Source organism: Inquilinus sp. Marseille-Q2685 (assembly GCF_916619195.1).
Classification (GTDB): Bacteria; Pseudomonadota; Alphaproteobacteria; order DSM-16000; family Inquilinaceae; genus Inquilinus.
Window position 1 is genome coordinate 1642355 of record NZ_CAKAKL010000002.1, and the last position, 21429, is coordinate 1663783.

17 protein-coding genes are annotated in these 21429 nt (G+C 68.4%); 8 read left to right on the forward strand and 9 right to left on the reverse strand.

What is annotated here, in order from left to right; all coding sequences use genetic code 11:
* Positions 1-136: 136 nt before the first annotated feature.
* From LG391_RS16850 to LG391_RS16880, 7 genes are all read right to left on the reverse strand, one after another.
* The gene (locus tag LG391_RS16850; RefSeq protein ID WP_225769159.1) at positions 137-1129 is read right to left on the reverse strand and encodes an aldo/keto reductase; all 993 of its coding nucleotides are present in this window, start codon (positions 1127-1129) and stop codon (positions 137-139) included.
* Positions 1113-2093 carry a sugar-binding transcriptional regulator gene (locus LG391_RS16855; RefSeq protein WP_225769160.1) on the reverse strand — a complete coding sequence of 327 codons (981 nt, stop codon included), beginning with the start codon at positions 2091-2093 and terminating at the stop codon, positions 1113-1115. Before LG391_RS16855 ends, LG391_RS16850 begins: the two co-directional genes overlap by 17 nt.
* 7 nt (positions 2094-2100) lie before the next feature.
* Positions 2101-3078 (reverse strand): ABC transporter permease, encoded by a 978-nt coding sequence (locus tag LG391_RS16860; protein ID WP_225769161.1) that lies wholly within the window; start codon positions 3076-3078, stop codon positions 2101-2103.
* Complete coding sequence (locus LG391_RS16865) at positions 3075-4631, reverse strand: sugar ABC transporter ATP-binding protein (RefSeq protein WP_225769162.1); 1557 nt, start codon at positions 4629-4631, stop codon at positions 3075-3077. Before LG391_RS16865 ends, LG391_RS16860 begins: the two co-directional genes overlap by 4 nt.
* Positions 4632-4696: 65 nt before the next feature.
* Positions 4697-5722 (reverse strand): substrate-binding domain-containing protein, encoded by a 1026-nt coding sequence (locus LG391_RS16870; RefSeq protein WP_225769163.1) that lies wholly within the window; start codon positions 5720-5722, stop codon positions 4697-4699.
* Positions 5723-5913: 191 nt separating this feature from the next.
* On the reverse strand, positions 5914-6312 hold the full coding sequence (locus LG391_RS16875; RefSeq protein ID WP_225769164.1) for a RidA family protein: 399 nt from the start codon (positions 6310-6312) through the stop codon (positions 5914-5916).
* Between the two features lie 249 nt (positions 6313-6561).
* Positions 6562-7470 (reverse strand): AraC family transcriptional regulator, encoded by a 909-nt coding sequence (locus tag LG391_RS16880; RefSeq protein ID WP_225769165.1) that lies wholly within the window; start codon positions 7468-7470, stop codon positions 6562-6564.
* Positions 7471-7574: 104 nt separating this feature from the next.
* On the opposite strand from LG391_RS16880, the gene LG391_RS16885 reads away from it, so the two are divergent.
* From LG391_RS16885 to LG391_RS16910, 6 genes are all read left to right on the forward strand, one after another.
* Positions 7575-8402: an oxidoreductase gene (locus tag LG391_RS16885; RefSeq protein ID WP_225769166.1), complete on the forward strand. Its 828-nt coding sequence runs from the start codon at positions 7575-7577 to the stop codon at positions 8400-8402.
* A 41-nt stretch (positions 8403-8443) separates the two neighbouring features.
* Entirely contained in the window at positions 8444-9040 is a 597-nt protein-coding gene (locus LG391_RS16890) for a TetR/AcrR family transcriptional regulator (RefSeq protein WP_225769167.1), read from the forward strand.
* A gap of 133 nt (positions 9041-9173) precedes the next feature.
* Complete coding sequence (locus LG391_RS16895; protein ID WP_225769168.1) at positions 9174-9809, forward strand: hypothetical protein; 636 nt, start codon at positions 9174-9176, stop codon at positions 9807-9809.
* A 91-nt stretch (positions 9810-9900) separates the two neighbouring features.
* Positions 9901-10758, forward strand: coding sequence for a cytochrome b/b6 domain-containing protein (locus LG391_RS16900; protein WP_225769169.1), 858 nt, complete (start codon positions 9901-9903; stop codon positions 10756-10758).
* Positions 10755-11528, forward strand: a complete 774-nt coding sequence (locus LG391_RS16905; protein WP_225769170.1) for a molybdopterin-binding protein — start codon at positions 10755-10757, stop codon at positions 11526-11528. The genes LG391_RS16900 and LG391_RS16905 overlap by 4 nt, the downstream gene beginning before the upstream one ends.
* A gap of 2 nt (positions 11529-11530) precedes the next feature.
* A complete protein-coding gene (locus LG391_RS16910; protein WP_225769171.1) occupies positions 11531-12364 on the forward strand; it encodes a winged helix-turn-helix domain-containing protein in 834 nt (277 codons plus the stop codon).
* Positions 12365-12511: 147 nt separating this feature from the next.
* On the opposite strand, the gene LG391_RS16915 is transcribed toward LG391_RS16910, so the two are convergent.
* On the reverse strand, positions 12512-14011 hold the full coding sequence (locus LG391_RS16915; RefSeq protein ID WP_225769172.1) for a CoA-acylating methylmalonate-semialdehyde dehydrogenase: 1500 nt from the start codon (positions 14009-14011) through the stop codon (positions 12512-12514).
* Between the two features lie 106 nt (positions 14012-14117).
* Between LG391_RS16915 and LG391_RS16920 the strand changes: the two genes are divergently transcribed.
* Complete coding sequence (locus tag LG391_RS16920; RefSeq protein ID WP_225769173.1) at positions 14118-15176, forward strand: LysR family transcriptional regulator; 1059 nt, start codon at positions 14118-14120, stop codon at positions 15174-15176.
* Here the strand turns inward: LG391_RS16920 and LG391_RS16925 are convergent.
* Entirely contained in the window at positions 15067-19371 is a 4305-nt protein-coding gene (locus LG391_RS16925) for an Ig-like domain-containing protein (protein ID WP_225769174.1), read from the reverse strand. The genes LG391_RS16920 and LG391_RS16925 overlap by 110 nt on opposite strands.
* 274 nt (positions 19372-19645) lie before the next feature.
* Between LG391_RS16925 and LG391_RS16930 the strand changes: the two genes are divergently transcribed.
* The gene (locus LG391_RS16930; protein ID WP_225769175.1) at positions 19646-21367 is read left to right on the forward strand and encodes a cytochrome c biogenesis protein DipZ; all 1722 of its coding nucleotides are present in this window, start codon (positions 19646-19648) and stop codon (positions 21365-21367) included.
* Positions 21368-21429 lie beyond the last annotated feature (62 nt).

Genomic DNA, 21429 nt, shown 5'->3' on the forward strand with positions numbered 1-21429 from the left:
CGGGTGAGGGCTGGTCCCGGCCTCGACAAAACCCCCTCACCCGGAGCCGCTTCGCGCCTCCGACCTCTCCCGCAAGCGGGAGAGGCAATCGGAGCATCGTCGAGGATCTGTGCGTCAGACATTACTGGAGCCGGACCTACGCCGCCGCCGCGACCGGGCCGAGATGGGCGGCAATGGCGCGGTCGATGGCCGCGAGCTCGTCCGACGTCAGGCGCAGCTCTCCCGCCCGCGCATTCGCCCGGGCCTGCTCGGCGTTGCGCGCGCCGCACAGGGCGAAGGTGATGCCGGGCTGCGCCAGGGTCCAGGCGATCACCACATCGGCGACCGCAACCCCATGGTCGCGGGCGATGCCGGAGATGTCGGCGGCGAAGGCGGCCACCAGGCGGCGGTTCTCCACCGAGAAGCGCGGATTGGTGCGGCGCAGGTCGTCGCCGTCGAAGGCCCGCTCCGGCCCGATCCGGCCGGTGAGCAGCCCGAGCGCCAGGCTGGAGTAGCTGATCACGGCGATGCCGGCTTGGTGGCAGGGCGGAATCAGCGTCTGCTCGAGCCCGCGGTCGAGCATGTTGTACGCCTCCTGCACGCAGTCGACCGGACCGGCCGCCTGGTAGGCGACGAGGTCCTCGACGCTGGCGTTGCTGATGCCGATCGCGCGCGTCTTGCCCTCGGCCTTCAGCGCCAGGAGGGCCTCCATGGTCTCGGCGATCGGCGTGGTCGGGTCCTGCCAATGGGTGATCAGCACGTCGACATGGTCGGTGCGCAGGCGGCGCAGGCTGGCCTCCAGCTCCTGCCGCACCGACTCCGCGCCGAGATAGCGGTGGATGGTCTTGTCGTCCTGGCCGACGAAGGGACGGCCCTTGTCGGTATCCCAGACCAGGCCGCATTTGGTGACCAGCACGACCTCGTCGCGCCGCCCCTCGATCGCCCGGCCGACCAGTTCCTCGGCCCGGCCGAGGCCGTAGGCCGGGGCGGTGTCGATCAGGGTGACGCCGGCGTCGAGCGCCGCGCGGATCGCCGCGACCGAGGCGTCGTCATCGCCGCCGCCCCACATCCAGCCGCCCATGGCCCAGGTGCCGAGCCCCACCGCGCTGGCGGGGATCCCGCTGGCCCCGATCTCACGCTGCATCTGCATCCTTGCCCTCCAGCTTCTCGACGACCGCACGCGCGGTGCGGTCGTCCGTGATCAAATGGCCCAGCGCGCCGCCGCGCAGCACCGCGGCGATGGCCTCGACCTTGCGCGCGCCCGAAGCGACCGCGATCCGCCGCGGGATCCCCGCCAGCTCGTCCAGCGTCAGCGCCACCAGCCGACGGTTCGACGGGTGGTCGCAGGGCCGGCCGCCGCGGTCGAGCAGATGGGCCAGCAGCTCCGCCTCGGCCCCGACGCGCTCGATCGCGCCGCGGTCGGCCGTGTCCGACAGGGTCAGGTAGGTGGCGCTCTCGTCGCGCACCGAGCCGATGCCGAACAGGGCGACATCGGCCGAGCGCGCCATGTCGAGCACGTCGCGGATGGTCGACACCGATAGCAGCGCCGCCCGCTCCGCCTCGTTTGCCGCAAAGATCGGCGCGTGCAGCTGGTAGGCCTTGCCGCCCAGCTTCTCAGCCAGGGCGACGGCGACGTGGTTGACGTCGGTGCGGAACTTGCCCTGGACGCCGCCGGTGGCCGGCACCACGCGCACGTCGTAGGCCCGCGGCGGGGCCAGCGCCTCGATCGTGGCGCAGAGGGCGACGCCGCCGGAAACGGCGATGGTCATGCCGTCGGCCAGGCCTTCCAGCAGCGTGGTCGCCGCCGCCTCGGCCGCCGCCCTCAGCACGATCGCCGGGTCGGTCGAGGCCGCGGGCACAGCCACGGCCGAGTCGAGGCCGCCGAGGCGCTTCAACGCCGCCGACAGCCCCTCCTCCGCATCGAAGGGCGAGCGGATGCGGATGTCGACCAGGCCGCGCTCGTGCCCTTCGCGGATCATGCGGTTGACGCTGGCGGGCGAGATGCCGATCTCCGTCGCGATGTCCGCCTGGGAACGCTGCTCCAGGTAGAACATGACCAGGACGCGATGGATGTTTCGCAGTCTTTCGGATTCGCTGTAGAGCGGGCGCGGCATCGGTGTCTCAGCCTCTGGCCTTGTGCGTGTTGAGGAGGTGATCGATCGTCACCGCCACCAGCAGGATCGCGCCGCGGATGATGTCCTGCCAGTACACAGGCACGTTCAGCAGGATCAGCGAGGAGGTGACCAGCGACAGCAGGGCCGCCCCCAGCACCGCGCCGGCGATGGTGCCGGACCCGCCGTTCAGGCTGGCCCCGCCGATCACCGCGGCGGCGATGACGCTGAGCTCCATGCCCACGCCGAATTGCGGGGTGGCCGCGCCGAACCGGGCCATGTAGATGACGCCCGCGATCCCGGCCAACGTGCTGCACAGCGTGGCGCAGATGATCTTGGTGCGCCTGGTGTCGATGCCGGAGAAGCGGGCCGCCTTTTCGTTGCTGCCGGTGTAGTAGACCCGCCGGAACAGCACCGATTTGCGCAGCAGCACGTCGAACAGGGCGATCAGCGCCAGGAAGATCAGGATCACGAAGGGCAGTCCGCCCAGGCTGCCCTGGCCGACGAACTTGAACGCCTTCGGCAGCGAGAACAGCGACTGCGGCGTGCCCTGGGTCAGCAGCAGGCTAAGGCCCCGGGTGACCACCATGAAGGCCAGCGACACGATGAAGAAGTGCAGCCCGATGCGGGTGACGCACAGCCCCATCAGGAAGCCGATGGCGCCGCAGGCCGCGATCGCGATCAGGCTGGCGGACCAGGGGTCCAGCCCGGCCAGGAACAGCGTGCCGCCGATCACCATCGACAGGCACACCACCGACCCGACAGAGAGGTCGATGCCGCCGACGATCAGGAGGATGGTCATGCCGATGACCACGATCCCCTCGATCGAGAAGGACAAGAGGATCGCCCGCATGTTCGACCAGGTCAGGAAATAGGGCGAGGCGAAGCTCATCGCCACGAACAGCAGGGCGATGATGGCCAGGAGGCCGAATTCGCGGACCCGGACGACGCGCATCATCGGCGTCGCGGCGGCCATGCTCATGCTCATCTGATGTCTCCCGTGCCGGTGCGGCGCATCGCGCCTTCGCCGGACCGCTGGTATCCGAGGCCCGAGGCCAGGTGCATGATCGCCTCCTCCGACATCTCGCCGGGCCCGAGCTCGCCGGCCAGGCGGCCCTCGTGCAGGACCAGGATGCGGTCGCTGATGCCGATCAGCTCCGGCAGCTCGGAGGAGATGGCGACGATGCCGGCGCCCTGGTCGGCGAGCTCGCGGAGGATGGCGTAGATCTGCGCCTTGGCGCCGATGTCGACGCCGCGCGTCGGCTCGTCGACGAACAGCACGCGGGGGTTGACCGCCAGCAGCCGGGCCAGCGCCACCTTCTGCTGGTTGCCCCCGCTCAGTGTCGCCACCGGCTGCTGGACGCTGGCGCAGCGGATGCCCAGGCGCTGGCGCATCGCCTCGGCCAGCGCCGCCTCGCGCCGGCGGCTGACCATGACCCGGCCCGACACCAGCCGCAGGTCCAGCGACGAGATGGTCTGGGCGATCGGCAGGTCGAGGAAGACGCCGTTGCCCTTGCGGTCCTCGCTGAGATAGGCCAGCCCCCGCCGGACCGCGGCGGGATAGTCGTCCGGCGGCACCTCGGCCCCGTCGCAGACGACCCGTCCGGCGGCGCGGCGGGCCAAGCCGCAGATCGCCTGCACCGTCTCGGTGCGGCCGGAGCCGATCAGCCCGCCGAGGCCGACGATCTCGCCCGGCCGGACCTCGAAGCCGATGTCGCGGACGATGCCGCCGTCGGACAGGCCCTCGACCCTGAGCAGCGGGGATCCGGCGGCTGGGCCGCGGCGCGGCGGGTACAGGTCGAGCAGCGGCCGGCCGACCATCTTCGCCGCCACCTGCTCCGGCGTCGTCGCCGCGGGCGGCAGCGTGTCGACATAGGCGCCATCGCGGAACACGGTGATGCGGTCCGCGATGGCGAAGATCTCGGCCATGCGGTGGCTGATATAGATGATGCCGATGCCGCGCGCCTGCAGGCCGCGGATGATGGCGAACAGCGCATCGGCCTCCGCCTCGGTCAGCGCCGCCGTCGGCTCGTCGAGGATCAGCATCCGGCAGTTCAGGGTCAGGGCCTTGGCGATCTCGACGATCTGCTGGCTGGCGATCGGCAGCTCGCCGGCCCGCATGTCGGCCGGCACAGGGGGCAGGCTGGCCAGCCCCGCCTCGGCCCGCCGCTTCAGGTCCCGCGTGTCCATCCACAGGCCGCGCCTGAGGCCGCGGCGGCGGTTGGTCTCGGCCATGAAGATGTTCTCGGCCACCGTGGCGTCGGGGCAGAGCGCGATCTCCTGATGCACCAGCCCGATGCCCAGCGCCTGGGCGGCCGCGGGGCTGGGGATCCGCACCGGCTTGCCGTCCAGGCTGACCGTACCGCGGTCCGGCTGGTGCACGCCGCCCAGGATGTTCATCAGCGTCGACTTGCCGGCGCCGTTCTCGCCCATCAGGGCGTGCACCTCGCCGGCGCGCAGCTCGAACCGCACGCCGGCCAGCGCGCGGACCGGACCGAAGCTCTTGGCGATGTCATGGACGGCGAGAAGCGGTGCGGACAATTCGACGGCCTTCCTGGATCGCGAAGGCCGGCCGGGGCGGTCCCGGCCGGCGGGCGGATCGGCGGTTACTCCTCGATTCCCTTGGTGCCGCGGCGCTTCAGGTACTTGTCCCAATAGAAGTCGTCGGCATTGGCGGCCGTGACCACGGCGTAGCCGTTGTCGATATAGGGGATGGTCATCGGGTTCTTGCCGTTGCGCTTGGCGTCGTTCATCGGATCGATCAGCTCGGGATGCGCGGCCATGTAGAGCGCCATGAAGCCCATATAGCCCTGCATGCCCTGGTTCGGGTTGACCGAGCCGAAGACCTGGCCGGCCTTGATCATGTCGAGGATCTTGGCGTTCACGTCGGCGGTCATGACCTTGATCTTGCCGCCGAGCTCGACGCTGGCCTGGGCGGCGCCGAGGGCGGAGTTCGCCTCCGGCATGAAGATCGCGCCGAGGTTCGGGTTGGCCTGAGCCATCGACAGCACGGCCTGGTAGGCCTTGTTCGGGTCCTGGTTCGAAGCGGCGCGGGCCACCAGCTTCATGTCCGGCCACTTCTCCTCCATCCTCTTGATGAAGGCGGCGACGCGGCGGTCGTGGTTGTCCTGGCCGGGATTCTCCAGCACGGCGTATTCGCCCTTGCCGCTTATCGCCTCGGCCACCGCGTCGGCCGCGCCCTTGCCCTCAAGGTCGTTGTTCGAGGTGATGAAGGCGGTGCGGTTCGAGTTCGGCGAGTCCGCCGCGAAGGTGACGATCGCCGTGCCCTGCTCGATCGCGCGGTTGATCGGCTCGATGAACGGGTCGGAGTTCATCGGATGCACCAGGATGCCCTTGGGCTGGCGGGCCAGGATCTGATCGAAGCTGGCGATCTGCTTGGTCACGTCGTAGTCGGGCGTGCCGGTGTAGATGGTCTCGCAGCCCATCTGTTTGCCGGCCTGCTTGAACATCTCGTAGACCGGGAACCAGTACTCGACGCCCGAGACCATCACGTTCATGGCGTAGAGCTCGCCCGGCGCGCAGCGGAACGGCTCGGCCGCGCCGGCCGGGGCGGCGGACAGGACGGCCGCGAGGGCGGCGCTCGCCAGAATCCGGGTACGCAAGGTCTTCATCTCTCGTCCTCCCTAGCTCCGGCGGCGGCATCCGCGGCCGGTTGTTGATGTATCTTTCAATGACTGAAATTTATTCCATTCAAGAAACCGGGGTTTGCCGGCGGCGTCAAGCGCTTTGTCGGAAGGCAGAAACAAAAAAGGGCACGCCGGCAGGAACCGGCGCGCCCTCGAGGTCGATGGAGAACGGGCGATCAGGCAGGCTGGGGAATGCGCGCGATGACCTTGATCTCGAAATCGAAGCCCGCCAGCCAGTTCACGCCCACCGCGGTCCAGTTCGGATACGGCGGCTCGCCGATCGCCTTCAGCCGGATCGGCCCGATCGTGTCCCACTGCGCGGCCGGGTCGGTGTGGAAGGTGGTGACGTCGACGACGTCCTCGAAGCTGCAGCCGGCGGCCTTCAGCACCGCCGCGAGATTGTCGAAGGCGAGTTGGACCTGCTTGGCGAAGTCCGGCTCGGGCGACCCGTCCTCGCGGCTGCCGACCTGGCCCGAGACGAACAGCAGATCGCCCGAGCGGATCGCCGCTGAATAGCGGTTGATCTCGTACAGAGCCTGCCGCCCGGCAGGGAAAACCGCATCGCGTCTGGCCATCGTTCACTCCTGTGCATCACCCTGCCGTCGCGACGTTCGCCCGGCTTCAGGGTTCGGTTCGCTGACCGGGACGAGCATTCACATACGTCCCGTATGCCGCCATATCGGAACATACGCCGCGTATGTCAATACGCATACGCGACGTATGTCCCTGCAGAGTGGAGTGAATCAAGGTCGGGTCAGCGAGACGGCCGCCTTTGGCATCCTCCGGCTGGGAGGGCGACAAGCGGCCATTTCCGATCAAGACGTTCAGGCAAGCTCGCCGAGATGCCGGCGGACCCATTTGGCCTCTTCCGATGCCGTACGCCGGAAATGTCGCTTGAAGTCCCGACTGAACTGAGCGGGGCTGGCGTAGCCGACCGATGCCGCGACCTCCGCGATCGTCTTGTCCTGGCGCGCGATCATCAGCCGCGCCTCGTGGAGCCGCATCGCCTTCACGTACTGCATCGGGGTGCTGCCCGTGAGGGCCTTGAAATGGACGTGGTAGGAAGGAACGCTCATGCCCGCTTCGCTTGCCAGCGCGGCAACCGAGATCTCGGATCTGTAGGTTTCGCGCAACCGGTTGAGGCTTTGCACGATCCTCCCGGAACTGCCCCGTTGCTGCAGCGCCGAGATCATCGCGCCGCCTTGCGGGCCGACGAGCACCCGATAGTGCAGCTCGCGCAGGATGCCTGCCCCCAGAACCGCAAGCTCGACGGGATCGCGCAACGCTCGCAGCAGACGCAGCACGACATCTTCGATACTCGGCTCCATCCTGCTCGATACCAGACTTCTCGTTTTGCCGGCGGTCGGTTCGGACCGCCTTCCCCCGACCTTCGAGGCGATCTCGGCAGCCAGACGCATGTCGAACTCGACATAGACCGCAAGCAGGGGGCGTTCCGCGCTGGCCACGGATTCCATCCGGAATGGAACGGGCACCGACACGGCCAGATAGTGCTCCTCGTCGTAGAGGAAGACCTCGCCATCAAGCATGCCCTGCTTGCGGCCTTGCAACACGAACACCGCGCCCGGCTTGTAGAGCACCGGGACGTCGTGAAGGACCGCCTCGGTCCTGAGAATGCGGACACCGTCGAGCCCTGTCGGATTATAGCCGTGGCGGGGGGCAAGAAGCCCCGCCAGCTCCGCCAGGTCGCGGCGCCTCGGCCTCTCGCTCTCCATATTCATAGGATTTGGCAAGACTATCATAGGTTTCGCGATCGATCGTCGCAGCTTCCGAGACTATCAGTCAAGGGCACTGACCAATCGAGACGAGAGCGCCAACCATGTCGCAGAAGACCTTCTTCATCACCGGCGCGAACTCCGGCTTCGGCTTCGCGATCGCCGCGGCCGCGAGCCGCCAGGGCCATAAAGTCATCGGCACCGTCCGCTCGGAACAGTCGCGGGCGGCTGTGGCGGAACGCTTGCCGGCGGTGCGATCCGTCCTGTGCGATGTGACGGAGTTCGACCGGATCGCCGATGTCGTCCGGCAGGCTGAGGAAGACCATGGACCGGTCGACGTGTTGATCAACAATGCCGGCTACGGTCACGAGGGGATCCTCGAGGAGTCGCCTCTCGAGGAGATGCGACGCCAGTTCGACGTGAATGTCTTCGGTGCTGTTGCAGTGGCCAAAGCCTTCCTGCCGCGGTTCCGCGAGAGGCGCAGCGGATTCATCGTCAACGTGACCTCGATGGGCGGCATGATCACCATGCCCGGCATCGCCTATTACTGCGGAAGCAAGTTCGCCCTCCAGGGCATCTCGGAGGTCATGCGCGCGGAGATGGCGCCATTCGGCGTCCATGTCACGGCCCTTTGCCCCGGCTCTTTCCGGACGGATTGGGCCGGACGCTCGATGATCAGGACCGAGCGCTCGATCGCGGACTACGATGCGCAGTTCGACCCCATCCGTCAGGCGAGGCTGGCCAAAAGCGGCAAGCAGCTCGGCGATCCCGACAAGCTCGCGGCAGCCGTTCTGGGCCTGATCGAGTCCGGCAACCCTCCGCCACAGCTCCTGCTCGGCAGCGATGCCCTCCGACTTGTGTCTGACAGGATCGAACGTCTGGCGCGGGAGATCGAAGCATGGAAATCCGTTACCCTCTCGACCGACGGCTGACGGCGATTGACTACCTACCGACTGGAAGGTAGACATGGATCATGAGCAACCTATCGACCACCGCAGACGACATCCTGGCCTGCGCGCGCACCCTGATCATAGCCGGTGGCTATAACGGCTTCAGCTATGCCGACATCGCGGAGGTTGTCGGTATCCGCAAGCCAAGCATCCATCACCATTTCCCGACCAAAGCGGATCTGGTGCGCACGCTGGTCGTCCGGCATCGCGAGGAAGCAGGGGCCAGTATCGCACACCTGGAAGAACAGACTTCCGACCCGCTCGAACAGCTTCAGAGCTATACGGGCTATTGGGCGGCCTGCATCAAGGACGCCAGCCAGCCAATCTGTATGTGCGCTCTCCTGGCGAGCGAGCTGCCGGCGCTCCCCGCGGAAGTAGCCCTTGAGGTGAGAGCCCATTTCCGCATGATCTCTGCCTGGCTGGCCTCAATCCTGGAACGTGGCCAGCGAGAGGGAAGGCTGGCGCTGACGGATGCGCCTCGCATCGAAGCAGAAGCCTTTATGGCGACCGTTCACGGGGCAATGCTGTCGGCGCGTGCCTATGACGATCCCGAGATCTTCGGCGCTGTCGCCGCTCGACTGATCGATCGGCTTTGCAGCCGGGGGGGAAAGCCCGTCTGAACGCCGGCAGCCGGCCGGCTGCTTAGCATCACCAGGCCAGCTTCGGCGGCGCCGAGCAGTCCTGGCGCGGACAGGCGATTGGCCGCGAAACTTGCGCTTTATGGCTACCAACTAGTAGGTAAGTGAGGATAGAATGCGTCTCGAAACCTTTCGATCCGCCATCATCGCCGCGTCACTCGGCACATTGCTGATGACAGGTGTGGCGTCTCCGGCATCCGCTCAGAACCAGAATGCCCCACAGGTTCGAGTGCGGGGCAGTATCGTCGAATCCAGCACCGCGATGCTCAAGGTCAAGACCCGTGAAGGGCAGACCGTCGATGTCACGCTCGCACAAGGCTTCGATGTCTCCGGCGTGACCAACGCCTCGGTGACCGACATCAAGCCCGGCGACTATGTCGGCATCGCTTCGCTGCCCAAGGTGGGCGGCGGCGATGGCGCCCTCGAGGTGCTGATCTTCCCGCCTGCCCTCAAAGGGGCCGGAGAAGGAAGCTTCGGCTGGGACCTCAAGCCCAATAGCACCATGACCAACGCGACGGTGGCCGATGCCGTGAAGAGCGTGGAGGGGCGTACGGTGACGGTCACCTATCACGGGCAGGAGAAGACGATCGCCATCCCAGAGGGGACGCCCGTCGTCACCTTCGCTCCGGCGAGCCAGGCCGATCTGAAGCCAGGGGCCGCAGTCTTCATCCCGGCCGAGAAGGACGCGAGCGGCGCGATCACGGCGCATCGAGTTGTCGTCGGCACCAACGGCGTCGTCCCGCCCATGTGAGCCGCGGCACCACCGGCCGGGCACCTCCCCCGCCCGGCCGGTGGTATTCCCTGGCAACTCCGATCAATTCAGCCACCCATCAGGACGGTCCATGACCAAGACGTTGCGAGACCCGCAGCCAGCACCTCGCCGAAGGACCATCCTTATCCGGCGCCACTCCGCCGTTACCCGCCTGACGCACTGGCTGAACGTGCTGTGCCTCAGCTTCCTGCTCTTGAGCGGGCTCCAGATCTTCAATGCCTATCCGCAGCTCCACTGGGGCCAGTACGGCGCCGATGCCGATCCTGCCTTCCTCGAGATCGGTGCAAGCGAAGGCAACGGCCAGCCGCACGGCTTCATGAAAATCGGCAGCGTCACCGTTCCCACGACGGGTGTCCTGGGCCTGTCGAAGACGGAAGGCGAGTGGACGCCGCGGGCGTTTCCGGCCTGGCTGACGCTCCCTTCCTATCAGGACCTTGCCGCCGGCCGGCGCTGGCACTTCTTCTTTGCCTGGGTCTTCGTCGTCAACGGCCTCGTGTATTTCGGCTACGGGCTCCTGAGCCGCCATTTCCGGCGTGATCTGGTTCCGGACCGCCACGAACTCGCGCCACGCCACCTCTGGCGGGAAATCATCGATCATGCCCGCCTGCGCTTCCCTTCGGGGGAGCAGGCCCGGCGTTACAATGCTCTTCAGAAGCTCGCCTATATCGTCGTCATCGCGGCCCTGCTGCCTCTGATGGTGCTGACCGGCCTGACCATGTCGCCGGGCGTCGACGCGGCGTTCCCGGTGCTTCTCGACATCTTCGGCGGGCGTCAGTCCGCCCGGACGCTCCACTTCATCACCGCAACGCTGCTCGTCGCGTTCGTCGCCGTCCACGTCGCCATGGTCATCCTCTCGGGTCCCTGGAACAACATGCGCTCGATGGTCACGGGCCGCTATGCCATCCGGCGAGAAGGGCCCGAAGCATGATCGGCCTGACACGCCGTCGCTTCCTGACCGGCACGATTTCTGGCGCGAGCGCGCTCACGCTGACCGGCTGCGACGCGCTGGAGCAGAACGCCGGATTGGGAGCGGTCATCCGCTCAGCCGAGGCGCTGACGATGAGAGCCCAAAGGCTGCTTCAGGGGCGCGACGCACTCGCGCGTGAATTTGCCGAGACGGACATCTCGCCATCGTTTCGCGTGAACGGGACGAGCGCGCCGGAGGGCGACGAGTATGCGCAACTCCTCGATGGCAAGTTCGCAAGCTGGCGGTTGAAGATCGACGGCCTCGTCGACCGGCCGCGGGAGCTCTCGCTGGCTGACCTCAAAGCGCTCCCGGCCCGCACCCAGATCACCCGCCATGACTGCGTCGAGGGGTGGAGCGCCATCGGCAAGTGGACGGGCGTTCCGCTGGGGATGCTGCTGACCTCCGTCGGGCTCAAGCCCTCGGCGCGATTTGCGGTCTTCCACTGTGCCGACGAGCTGGAGAGGACGTTCGACGGAAGTGGCCGATACTATGAAAGCATCGATCTCATCGACGCCTTCCACCCGCAGACGATCCTGGCTTACGCCATGAACGGTCAGGACCTCTCGATGGGTCATGGCGCGCCGCTGCGTCTCAGGGTGGAACGGCAGCTTGGCTACAAGCACGCCAAATACGTCATGCGCATCGAAATTGTCGACAGTTTCGCCGGCTTATGGGGCGGCAACGGCGGCTATTGGGAAGACCGGGGATACGAATGGTACGCCGGAATCTGAGCATGATCGACAGCAGTCCCGCGGTTTTAAGTCCGGCCGCTCGCCTCGCCGCAGCCTCGTGGGCGCAGGCGGAGTTCGACATGCCGTCGGCAGGGACGGACATGGGCTCCGTGAACAACCGGTTGATCCGCGTCCTTGTCGCCGACGACGACCCCGAGATGCGGGCGACGATCGTCGATTTCCTGGCGCGCCATGGCGTGCGGGCGATCACGGTCGCAGGTCGGCAGGACCTGACCCGCCGCCTGGCCGAGTGCAGCCATGACCTGGTGATCCTGGATCTGCAATTCGGGAAGAAGAACGACCTCACGCTGCTGCCCGAGATCCGGTCGAAATACGAGGGCCTGGCGATCATCGGCACGGGGCGCGGCAAGGATGAGATCGATCGTGTCCTCGGGCTGGAACTGGGGGCCGACGACTATCTGGCCAAGCCGTTCGGTCTGCGGGAGCTGCTGGCGCGGATCCGGGCGATCCTGCGCGGGCGATATGGCCGGCGGGCATCGCAACCGCGCGGGACCGGGCGAGGCAGCTATCGCTTTGCCGGCTGGCGGCTGGATCGCCGCCTGCGGCGGCTGACCAATCCCCTGGGGGCCGTCGTGGCGCTGTCGAAGTGCGAATACGCGCTGCTGGTCGCCTTCGTCGAGGCTCCGCAACGGGTGCTCTCGCGCGAGCAGCTGCTGCAGGCGACACGCGTCCATGAGGACGTGTTCGATCGAAGCATCGACGTGCAGGTGCTGCGGCTGCGCCGAAAGCTCGAGATCGATCCCGGCAACCCGAAGCTCCTACGGACCGAGCGCGGTGTCGGCTACGTCTTCACCGCGGCGGTCGAGGTGCTGTGACCGCCCGGACCGCTGCGATCGACCGACTGAACCCAGCCACCAGCCCGGCCCATCAGGCGGCTTGCCGAGGCCCGGACAGGAACGAGGGGCGCACTGATGGCACGCCCCTCGATTCGCTCAGCCGCGGAATTCAGGCAGGAATTGCGCCTACTTCATCGTCGGCATCACGAATTCGGCGCCGGCGCGGATGCCGGTGGGCCAGCGCGTGGTGATGGTCTTTAGCCGGGTGTAGAAGCGCACCCCCTCCGGCCCGTGCATGTGGTGGTCGCCGAACAGCGACGACTTCCACCCGCCGAAGGAATGGAAGGCCATCGGCACCGGGATCGGCACGTTGATGCCGATCATGCCGACCTGGATCTGGTGCGCGAATTCGCGCGCGGCGTCGCCGTCGCGGGTGAAGATCGCCGTGCCGTTGGCGAATTCGTGCCGGTTGATCCAGCCGGCCGCGGTCTCGTAGTCCGGCGCGCGGACGACCGACAACACCGGCCCGAAGATCTCCTCGCGGTAGATCTTCATGTCGGTGGTGACATGATCGAACAGCGAGCCGCCGATGAAATAGCCGTCCTCGTAGCCCTGGCGGCGGAAGTCGCGCCCGTCGACCACCAGCTTGGCGCCCTCGGCCACGCCGGAATCGATGTAGCCGCGCACCTTGTCGAGGTGCTGGCGGGTGACCAGCGGCCCCATCTCGGCCTCCGGGTCGGTGCCCGGGCCGATCGCCAGGGCGCGGACCCGCGGCTCCAGCCGCGCCATCAGCGCCTCGGCGGTCTTCTCGCCGACCGGCACCGCGACCGAGATCGCCATGCAGCGCTCGCCCGCCGAGCCGTAGGCGGCGCCCATCAGCGCGTCGACCGCCTGGTCGAGATCGGCGTCCGGCATCACGATCATGTGGTTCTTGGCGCCGCCCAGCGCCTGGCAGCGCTTCCCGGTGCGCGCCGCGGTCTCGTAGATGTAGCGCGCGATCGGGGTGGAGCCGACGAAGCTGATGGCCGAGATGTCGGGGTCGAACAGCAGCGCGTCCACCGCCTGCTTGTCGCCGTGCACGACGTTGAACACGCCGTCGGGCAGCCCGGCCTCCTTCAGCCATTCGGCCAGCAGCAGCGAGGCCGAGGGGTCGCGCTCCGACGGCTTCAGGATGAAGCAGTTGCCGCAGGCCAGCGCCACCGGGAACATCCGCATCGGCACCATGGCCGGGAAGTTGAACGGGGTGATGCCGGCGACGATGCCGAGCGGCTGGCGCAGCGAATGGCTGTCGACGCGGGTGCCGACATTCTCCGTCACCTCGCCCTTCAAGAGCTGAGGCGCCGCGGTCGCGAACTCGACCACCTCAATGCCGCGCTGGACCTCGCCGCGGGCGTCGCTCAGCACCTTGCCATGCTCGGCGGTGATGGCGGCGGCCAGCTCGTCCGTCCGCTCCTCGACGATGCGCAGGAAGCGGTTGAGGATGCGGGCGCGGCGCAGCGGCGTGGTGCCGGCCCAGTCCGGGAATGCCTGCTTCGCCGAAGCGACGGCGGCGCGGACATCGTCGACCGAGGCCATGGCGACGCTGCCGCTCTGCTGGCCGGTGGCCGGGTTGAAGACCGGGGCGCTGCGCCCGCTGGCGCCCGGAACCCGGCGGCCGCCGATGAAATGCTGGATCTCGGTGGGCATGATCGTCTCCTCCTCTGCTGCCGCACCTTCCCGCTTTACCCGACGCGCATCAACGCACAGGATCGAGCAACCGTTGTGCGGGAAATCGAGCCGCGGGCAAGGATCGATGGACTGGGATCATCTGCGCGTCTTCCTGGCAGTCGCCCGGTATGGCCAGCTGCTGGCCGCGTCGCGCAAGCTGGGTCTGAACCACGCCACCGTCGCGCGCCGGCTGGACGCGCTGGAGGCCGATCTGGGCACGGTGCTGTTCGACCGGCGGCCGGCCGGGTCGGTGCTGACCCAGGCCGGCGAGCGGCTGCTGCCGGTGGCCGAGGGCATCGAGTCGGCGCTGCTGGGCGCGGCGGAAGGGCTGCGCAGCGACGAGGCGGAAGTGGCGGGGACGGTGCGCATCGGCGCGCCGGACGGCCTGGGCAACCACTTCCTGGCGCGGGAGCTGGGCCGGTTCGCCCGGCAGTACCCCAGCCTGACGGTCGAGCTGGTGCCCCTGCCCCGCAGCTTCTCCCTGTCCCGGCGCGAGGCCGACCTGGCGATCGGGCTGGACCGGCCGGTGGAGGGGCGGCTGATCGTGTCGCGCCTGACCGACTACAGCCTCGGGGTCTACGCGGCGGCCGACTATCTCGCCGCGGCCGGCACGCCGCGGGATGCCGAGGCGCTGGCCGACCATGTCGTGGTGACGGGGGTCGAGGACTACGCCTACGCCCCGGCGCTGGACTATGCCTGGGCGCTGGAGGACCGGTCGGCCCGGCGCTTCCGCTGCGCCAGCGTCACCGGCCAGATGGAGGCGGTGCGGGCCGGGGTCGGCATCGGCGTGCTGCACGACTTCGCCGCCGCAGGCGTGCCCGGGCTGGTGCGGATCCTGCCGGAGGTCGCCTTCCGCCGCAGCTACTTCATGCTGTCGCATCCGGACAGCACCGGGCTGCGGCGGGGGGGGCTGTGCCGGCAGTTCATCGCCCGCCGCCTCGAGGAGGGGCGCCGGCGCTTCCTGCCGGCGGGATCGAAAGGGATCCGGACAGGCTGCCCCACCGCAGCCTGTCCGGAGGACCGGGAGGGGCCGTCTAGCGGCTGGCCACCCCGGTGCAGACGTTCTGCCCGTCCAGCGACCGCAGATAGGCGGTCACGGCCGCGATATTGCCGGCACCGATCTTGCCGCCATGCACCGCGCTGAGGTTGGGGCGGAACACGTCCTCCAGCGTCGCCGCCTGACCGTTGTGGAAGTACGAGGAGGACTGCCAGATGCCGGTGAGCGTCGGGGTGTCGAAGCCGACCCCGGCCAGCGGCTGGCCCGACCCGGTGCCGGAGGACGGCTGGACCGTCCCCACGTCGTGCCGCTGATTGTCCTGGCTGACCGCGGTGCCGTGGCAGGTCGTGCAGCTCGCCGTCTGGAACACCTGCTCGCCCCGCTTGGCGTCGGCGGTCAGGCACCCCTGCGCGGTCCGGTACGGGCTGCGCTGGAAGGTGCTGAGCGATGTGACATAGGCGGCGAGGTTGTCGAGATCGGCGCTCCTGCCGGCCTTCTTCGGGCCCAGTGGGTTGATGGTGGCCGCGTAGTCGGCGTCGCTCATGAAGCCGGCGCCCTCGAACTCGTCTCGGATGTCCTTCTCGAAGTCCTGCAGCTCGTCGAAATTGGCGGTCCAGTGCAGCTTGCCCATGGCCGGCCCGACGCCCTGCCGCCCCTGCAACGAGATGGTGCGGCGCAGACCTTCGCCGCGCTGGGTGAAGTCCCAGACCATGGCGTCGCTGTCGCCGTCGACATGGCAGCTGGCGCAGGAGATATAGCTCTCGCTGCTCATCCGCGGATCGGCGGCATTGTAGAAGATCCGCTTGCCGGCCAGGACCGCGGCCGGCAGCGGCTCGGTCGCCACGGTGGCGATCACCGTCGGGGCCGGCGTGATGAAGTCCTCGCCGGTCAGCACCTTGCTCACGTCATGCACGGTGACGCGACGATCGAGGAAGGCGTTGACGAACAGGCGCTTCCGGGTGGCGTCGAGATAGAGGCCGTGCGGCGTGCGGCCGATGCCGGCGACCGAGCCGACCACGGCGCGGCGGTAGGGATCGACGATCTCGACGCTGTTCGATTCCATTTCGGCGACGAACAGGTAGTTGCCGGAAGGCGCGAACAGCGCGGCGCGCGCCGGCGCCCGGTTGTTGAAGTCGATCTGCTCGGCGAAGACCTCCCTCCCCTGTGCCAGGTCGATCTGGGACAGGATCGAGCGGACGGTGGTGTCGGCCTTCAGGTCGATCTGCTTGCGGTACCGCCCCTGGACGATGTTGTCCTTCTTCGACGGCAGGACGGCGCGCCGCCCGTCCGGGGAGATCACAACCTGGTTGACGTAGTTGGCGACGCCGGGCGCCGCGGCCTCGGTGGCCGGCGTCGTGGTGTCGACCGGCAGCGCGATCACGGCTGGGGCGGCCAGGGTCGTAAGATTGACCTTGTAGACCTCGCCCTGCGTCATCTTCGAGCGGAAGCGGGTGACATAGGCTGTCTTCGAATCCGCGCTGACGGCGATGCCGCGGACGTCGCCGCCGCCCGGCAGCGCCACCCGGCCGGTGATCGCGCCGGTGGACGGGTTGAACACCGCCAGCGCCGACTTGCCGGCCAGGGTCAGCAGGCCCTTGGTGCCGTCCGGCGTGAACACCACGCCGTAGGGCGCGCTGCCGTAATCCAGGGTGAAGGTGCTGACGGCCTTGGTCAGCGGATCGATGCGCAGCAGCTTGTCGTCGCCCTGCACCGCGACCCAGAGCTTGCCGCCGGGCCCGAGGGCCAGGGTCTTCGGCTCCTTGCCGACCGACATCTGCCAGCTCTTGGTCAGGGCCGCGGCGTCGATCGCAGCAATCGTCCCGGCATCCGGGTCGAGGGCGTAGACCGCCGTTCCGTTGCCGACGATGTTGCTGGTGTGCGTGGGGGCGGAGGCCGTGACCGGATGGATCACGCTCTGCAGGAAGGAGAAGGAGGTCTCCGTCCCGTCCTCGGTCACCACCATCACCGAGACGGTGTAGTTGCCCGGCGTGCTGTAGGTGTAGCGCGCGATCGGGCTGGCCGCGGTGGTGGTGAGCGGCGCGCTGCCGTCGCCGAAGTTCCAGATGTACTTCGCCCCGCTGAGGCCCAGCGCGGCCGGGTCGAGCGCGACCGCCTTGGCCACCTGCTGCTGCGGCAGCACCGCCGGGCGGGGGTTGAAGATGCCGTCGACCTCGGCGTCGGTCAGCACCCGCTTGTAGACACGGACATCCGACAGGATGCCCTTGAAGGCGACTGGGTTGCCCTGGATCTGCCCCAGCATCTGCAGCTTGTCGAACAGACCCAGCACCCCGGCGATACCGGTCGAGGTGACCTTGGCGCCGTCGACATACATCGCCTGCGCGCCGGTCACGGCGTCGCGGGTCATGGCGACCTGGTGCCACTGCCCGTCATTGATCGGCGCGCTGGACCGGGTGACGGGATTGGTCGTGCTCCTGTCGCCCACCGACAGGTTCAGATGGCCGGCATTGTCGATCCAGCCCCAGAACACGTCGTTGGCACCGCCGACCTGGTCGCGCCCGAAGATGCCCGGCGCCTGCCACGGATTGCTGTTGCCGATCTGGCTGGTTTTGATCCGGAAGCTGACGGTCGCCGTGCCGCCCAGCACCTCGGCGATGCTGTTGCTCTCCAGCTCGACGCCGGTGGTGCGCGGGGTGAAGTCCAGCCCGCCCTCGGCGTAGCTGTCCTGGCTGCTGGCCTTGCCGTCGTTGCCGCCGGCCACGTCGGTCAGGGTGCTGGCCAGCGGCCAGCGGTTGACATAGGAGGTCGGGACCGCCTGGCTGCCGGTGGTGAAGCTCGAGGTGAACTCTGTGGCCAGGCCGTTGCCGGCATAGTCCTTCACCCCGCCGGCGGTCAGCACGACCTCGTATTCGGTGTTGAGCTGCAGCGGCTGGGCCGGGGAGAAGTTGATGATGCCCAGTTGCACGCTGTAGGTACCGGCCAGCGCCGTCCCGCCCTTGGGCCGGACGATGAAGGTGCCGGCGTTGACCGTCTCCGGCAGGATGCTGTCGGACAGAGCCAGGCCGATGCGCGACGTGGTGGCCTGGCGCAGCAGGCCGTTGCCGGGCGAGACCGTCAGCACCGCGGGCGGCGTCGTGTCCGGCGCCTTCTGATGCGGCCGGAACGCGGTGTTGGTGCCGTGGTCGCTGCCGACGAAGACCAGGTTGCCGAACATCGCGACCTGGCCGAGATCGGGATCGCGGTTGCCGCGCGGCGGGACGGTGGCGTTGTCCGGCACCCGCTCGGACCGCCCGATCTCCGGGTAGGTCGCGGGGTTGGTGACGTCCAGCTTGAAGATGTAGCGCTGTGCCCCGACGATCAGATGGTCGTCCTGGGCGGCACAGTAGAGCCCCTCCTCGATCGCGGTGGTCTCGTTCTCGATCTTGACCTCCCGCAGGTTGGAGAGGTCGTAGCCGGCCATCTTGCCGTCGCCGTTCCGCCCCGAGGTGTAGAGCTTCCGGCCGTTGAAGCAGGTGGCGTAGTAGTTCGGCAGGGTGGTCTTGCCGCCGATCAGAGTCGGGTTGAGCGGGTCGGAGATGTCCAGGCTGGCGAAGCCCGCCGTGGTCTCCATCGAGGTCAGCACCATCTCGTTGCCCATGGCAAAGACCGGGCCGACCCGGAAGCCGCCGAGCTCGCCCAAAGGCACCGGATTGGGCCGGCCGTTGCCGCGGTCGGCGAGCCTGGCGTTGGCCGGGTCGCGCGCGTCGACGATGAACATGCCGCGGCTGGCCGACGCCACATAGAGGTAGGGCGCTTGCCACCACATCTGCCAGTTCACGTTCTCGTAGTCGCCGGCATTGACGCCCGGCAGGACCAGCTTCTTGACCTGCCGGATGTCGTTGATGTCGGTGAAGTCCCAGAACTCGACGCCGTAAATGCTGGGGACGGCGATGTAGTCCCGGCCGCCGATCGTGGCCTGGCCGAAGGCGTGCGGCTCGCGGAATTCCTTGGTGCGGCCGTCCGGCTCGTAGATGGTCTTGACCAGCTTGATGTCGCGCGGGTTGCTGACGTCGTAGAGCAGGAACCCGCCCGTCGCCTCGCCGCTGTCCGGCGCGAACATGGTCAGGAAATAGCCGTTGTGCATGACCCCGACATTGGTGCCGTAGGGCTTCTGCGGGCTGGTGTTGCCGGGGATCGTGTACTGGATCACCGGGATGCCGTTGGTGTTGGTGGCGGTGTTCCACTTGATCGTCGAGACCTCGCGGAACAGCTCGGCATCGGTGTAGGTGAGATTCCCCAGGCCCGGCCCTTCGAGGGGAAGAGGATCCTGGGCGGAGGCCGGCAGGCCAGGGGCCAGAGACACGGAGACCAGGCCGGCCAGGAGGGCCAGTCGACAGGCGTTCATTTTCTCCCCCTTCTTCCTTATTCCGGCTCTACCGTCGAAGCAGCGGCCTCTCTGGCGAGCGGTATACGCGTCCAGTCCCGGCGACGATGAAGCGTCCCGAATGCTGTGTCAATAAATCTCAAGTATTGAAATATCTTTCAAATTTTTCGCTTCCACAGCCCCGGGCAAAGAGCCAACAGCGTCTAACAACGGCTAACGGGCGGATGTCCGCGCCGCGGCCCACATGCCCCGTCAGGACCTTCCACGCCTTGCGGCGCGAGCCGCGGAGACCAAGATGCTGCTGTTCCTGCTGGCCTATCTCGGCGGTGTGCTGACCATCGTCAGCCCCTGCATCCTGCCCGTCCTGCCTTTCGTCTTCGCCCGGGCGGACCGGCCGTTCCTGACCAACGGCCTGCCGATGCTGGCCGGCATGGCCGCGACCTTCGCCGCCGTCGCCACCCTGGCCGCGGTGGCCGGCGGCTGGGCCGTCGCCGCCAATGAATGGGGCCGCTTCGCCGCGATCGCGCTGCTGGCGCTGTTCGGGGCGGCGCTGCTGGTGCCCCGCCTGGCCGGCCGGCTGACGCGGCCCCTGGTCGCGCTCGGCGGCCGGCTGACGGACGCCGCCGGGGATGTCGGCACGCGGCGCTCTGCGGTGCCGGCCTCCCTGCTGCTCGGCATCGCCACCGGGCTGCTGTGGGCGCCCTGCGCCGGGCCGGTGCTGGGGCTGATCCTGACCGGCGCCGCCCTGAACGGCGCCAATGCCCAGACCTCGCTGCTGCTGCTGGCCTATGCGCTGGGGGCGGCCACCTCGCTGGCCCTGGCGCTGCGCGCCTTCGGCCGGGCCTTCGCGGCGCTGAAGCGGTCGCTCGGCGCCGGCGAATGGATCCGCCGCGGCCTGGGGGCGGCGGTCCTGGCCGCCGTCGCGGCGATCGTCCTGGGGCTCGACACCGGCCTGCTGACGCGGGTGTCGCTGGCGGGCACCACGTCGATCGAGCACGGGCTGATCGACCGCCTGCGCCCCATGACCAAGACCGCCGCCCAGCCGGCCCCGCTGCCGGTCGTGGGCTTCTTCCCGCCCCTGACCGGCGCGACCGACTGGCTGAACTCGCCGCCGCTGACCCGGGAGGGGCTGCAAGGCAAGGTCGTGCTGGTGCAGTTCTGGACCTATTCCTGCATCAACTGCCTGCGCACCCTCCCCTATCTCCGCGCCTGGGCCGAGAAATACAAGGACCAGGGGCTGGTCGTGATCGGCGTGCATTCGCCCGAATTCGCCTTCGAGCGCAATGTCGACAACGTCCGCAAGGCCGTGGCCGACCTCGACATCGGCTACCCGGTGGCGATCGACAACAGCTATGCCGTCTGGCAGGCCTTCGACAACCAGTACTGGCCGGCGCAATACATCATCGACGCCAAGGGCCGGATCCGGCACGAGCATTTCGGCGAGGAGGGCTACGACGAGTCGGAACGGGTGATCCAGCAGCTGCTGGCCGAGGCCGGCCACGCCGATCCCGGCGCCGGGTTGGTGGCGGTCAGCCCCGCCGGCGTCGAGGCGGCCTCGGACCCGACCGACGTCGGGTCGCCCGAGACCTATGTCGGCTTCCGGCAGGCGCGCGGCTTCGCCTCGCCCGGCGGCGCGGTGCCGAACGCCGGCCACGCCTACGAGCCGGGCACGCCGCGGCTGAACCAGTGGGGCCTGGCGGGCGACTGGACGGTCGGCGGCGAGCGGGCCTCGCTGAACCAGGCGGGCGGCGGCATCGTCTACCGCTTTCACGCCCGCGACCTGCACCTGGTGCTGGGGCCGGGGCCGGACGGCAGGCCGGTGCGGTTCCGCGTCACCATCGACGGCGCGGCGCCGGGCGGCAGCCACGGCAGCGACGCCGATGCCGACGGCCGGGGCACGGTGACGGAGCACCGCCTGTACCAGCTGGTGCGGCAGGATGGCCCGGTCGCCGACCGCAGCTTCGAGATCCGGTTCCTGGATCCCGACGTCCAGGCCTATGCCTTCACCTTCGGATGAGCCGGCGCGCGGCGGCTCCGACGCCGCGTCACGAAAATTTCACAGCCGCATGGTGGTGGCGA

Bases quoted from the DNA above. Each gene is read 5' to 3' on its own strand.
- LG391_RS16850 (WP_225769159.1), bottom strand. From the start codon at position 1,129: ATGCAGATGCAGCGTGAGATCGGGGCCAGCGGGATCCCCGCCAGCGCG.
- LG391_RS16855 (WP_225769160.1), bottom strand. From the start codon at position 2,093: ATGCCGCGCCCGCTCTACAGCGAATCCGAAAGACTGCGAAACATCCAT.
- LG391_RS16860 (WP_225769161.1), bottom strand. From the start codon at position 3,078: ATGAGCATGAGCATGGCCGCCGCGACGCCGATGATGCGCGTCGTCCGG.
- LG391_RS16870 (WP_225769163.1), bottom strand. From the start codon at position 5,722: ATGAAGACCTTGCGTACCCGGATTCTGGCGAGCGCCGCCCTCGCGGCC.
- LG391_RS16875 (WP_225769164.1), bottom strand. From the start codon at position 6,312: ATGGCCAGACGCGATGCGGTTTTCCCTGCCGGGCGGCAGGCTCTGTAC.
- LG391_RS16880 (WP_225769165.1), bottom strand. From the start codon at position 7,470: ATGGAGAGCGAGAGGCCGAGGCGCCGCGACCTGGCGGAGCTGGCGGGG.
- LG391_RS16885 (WP_225769166.1), top strand. From the start codon at position 7,575: ATGTCGCAGAAGACCTTCTTCATCACCGGCGCGAACTCCGGCTTCGGC.
- LG391_RS16890 (WP_225769167.1), top strand. From the start codon at position 8,444: ATGAGCAACCTATCGACCACCGCAGACGACATCCTGGCCTGCGCGCGC.
- LG391_RS16895 (WP_225769168.1), top strand. From the start codon at position 9,174: ATGCGTCTCGAAACCTTTCGATCCGCCATCATCGCCGCGTCACTCGGC.
- LG391_RS16900 (WP_225769169.1), top strand. From the start codon at position 9,901: ATGACCAAGACGTTGCGAGACCCGCAGCCAGCACCTCGCCGAAGGACC.
- LG391_RS16905 (WP_225769170.1), top strand. From the start codon at position 10,755: ATGATCGGCCTGACACGCCGTCGCTTCCTGACCGGCACGATTTCTGGC.
- LG391_RS16910 (WP_225769171.1), top strand. From the start codon at position 11,531: ATGATCGACAGCAGTCCCGCGGTTTTAAGTCCGGCCGCTCGCCTCGCC.
- LG391_RS16915 (WP_225769172.1), bottom strand. From the start codon at position 14,011: ATGCCCACCGAGATCCAGCATTTCATCGGCGGCCGCCGGGTTCCGGGC.
- LG391_RS16920 (WP_225769173.1), top strand. From the start codon at position 14,118: ATGGACTGGGATCATCTGCGCGTCTTCCTGGCAGTCGCCCGGTATGGC.
- LG391_RS16925 (WP_225769174.1), bottom strand. From the start codon at position 19,371: ATGAACGCCTGTCGACTGGCCCTCCTGGCCGGCCTGGTCTCCGTGTCT.
- LG391_RS16930 (WP_225769175.1), top strand. From the start codon at position 19,646: ATGCTGCTGTTCCTGCTGGCCTATCTCGGCGGTGTGCTGACCATCGTC.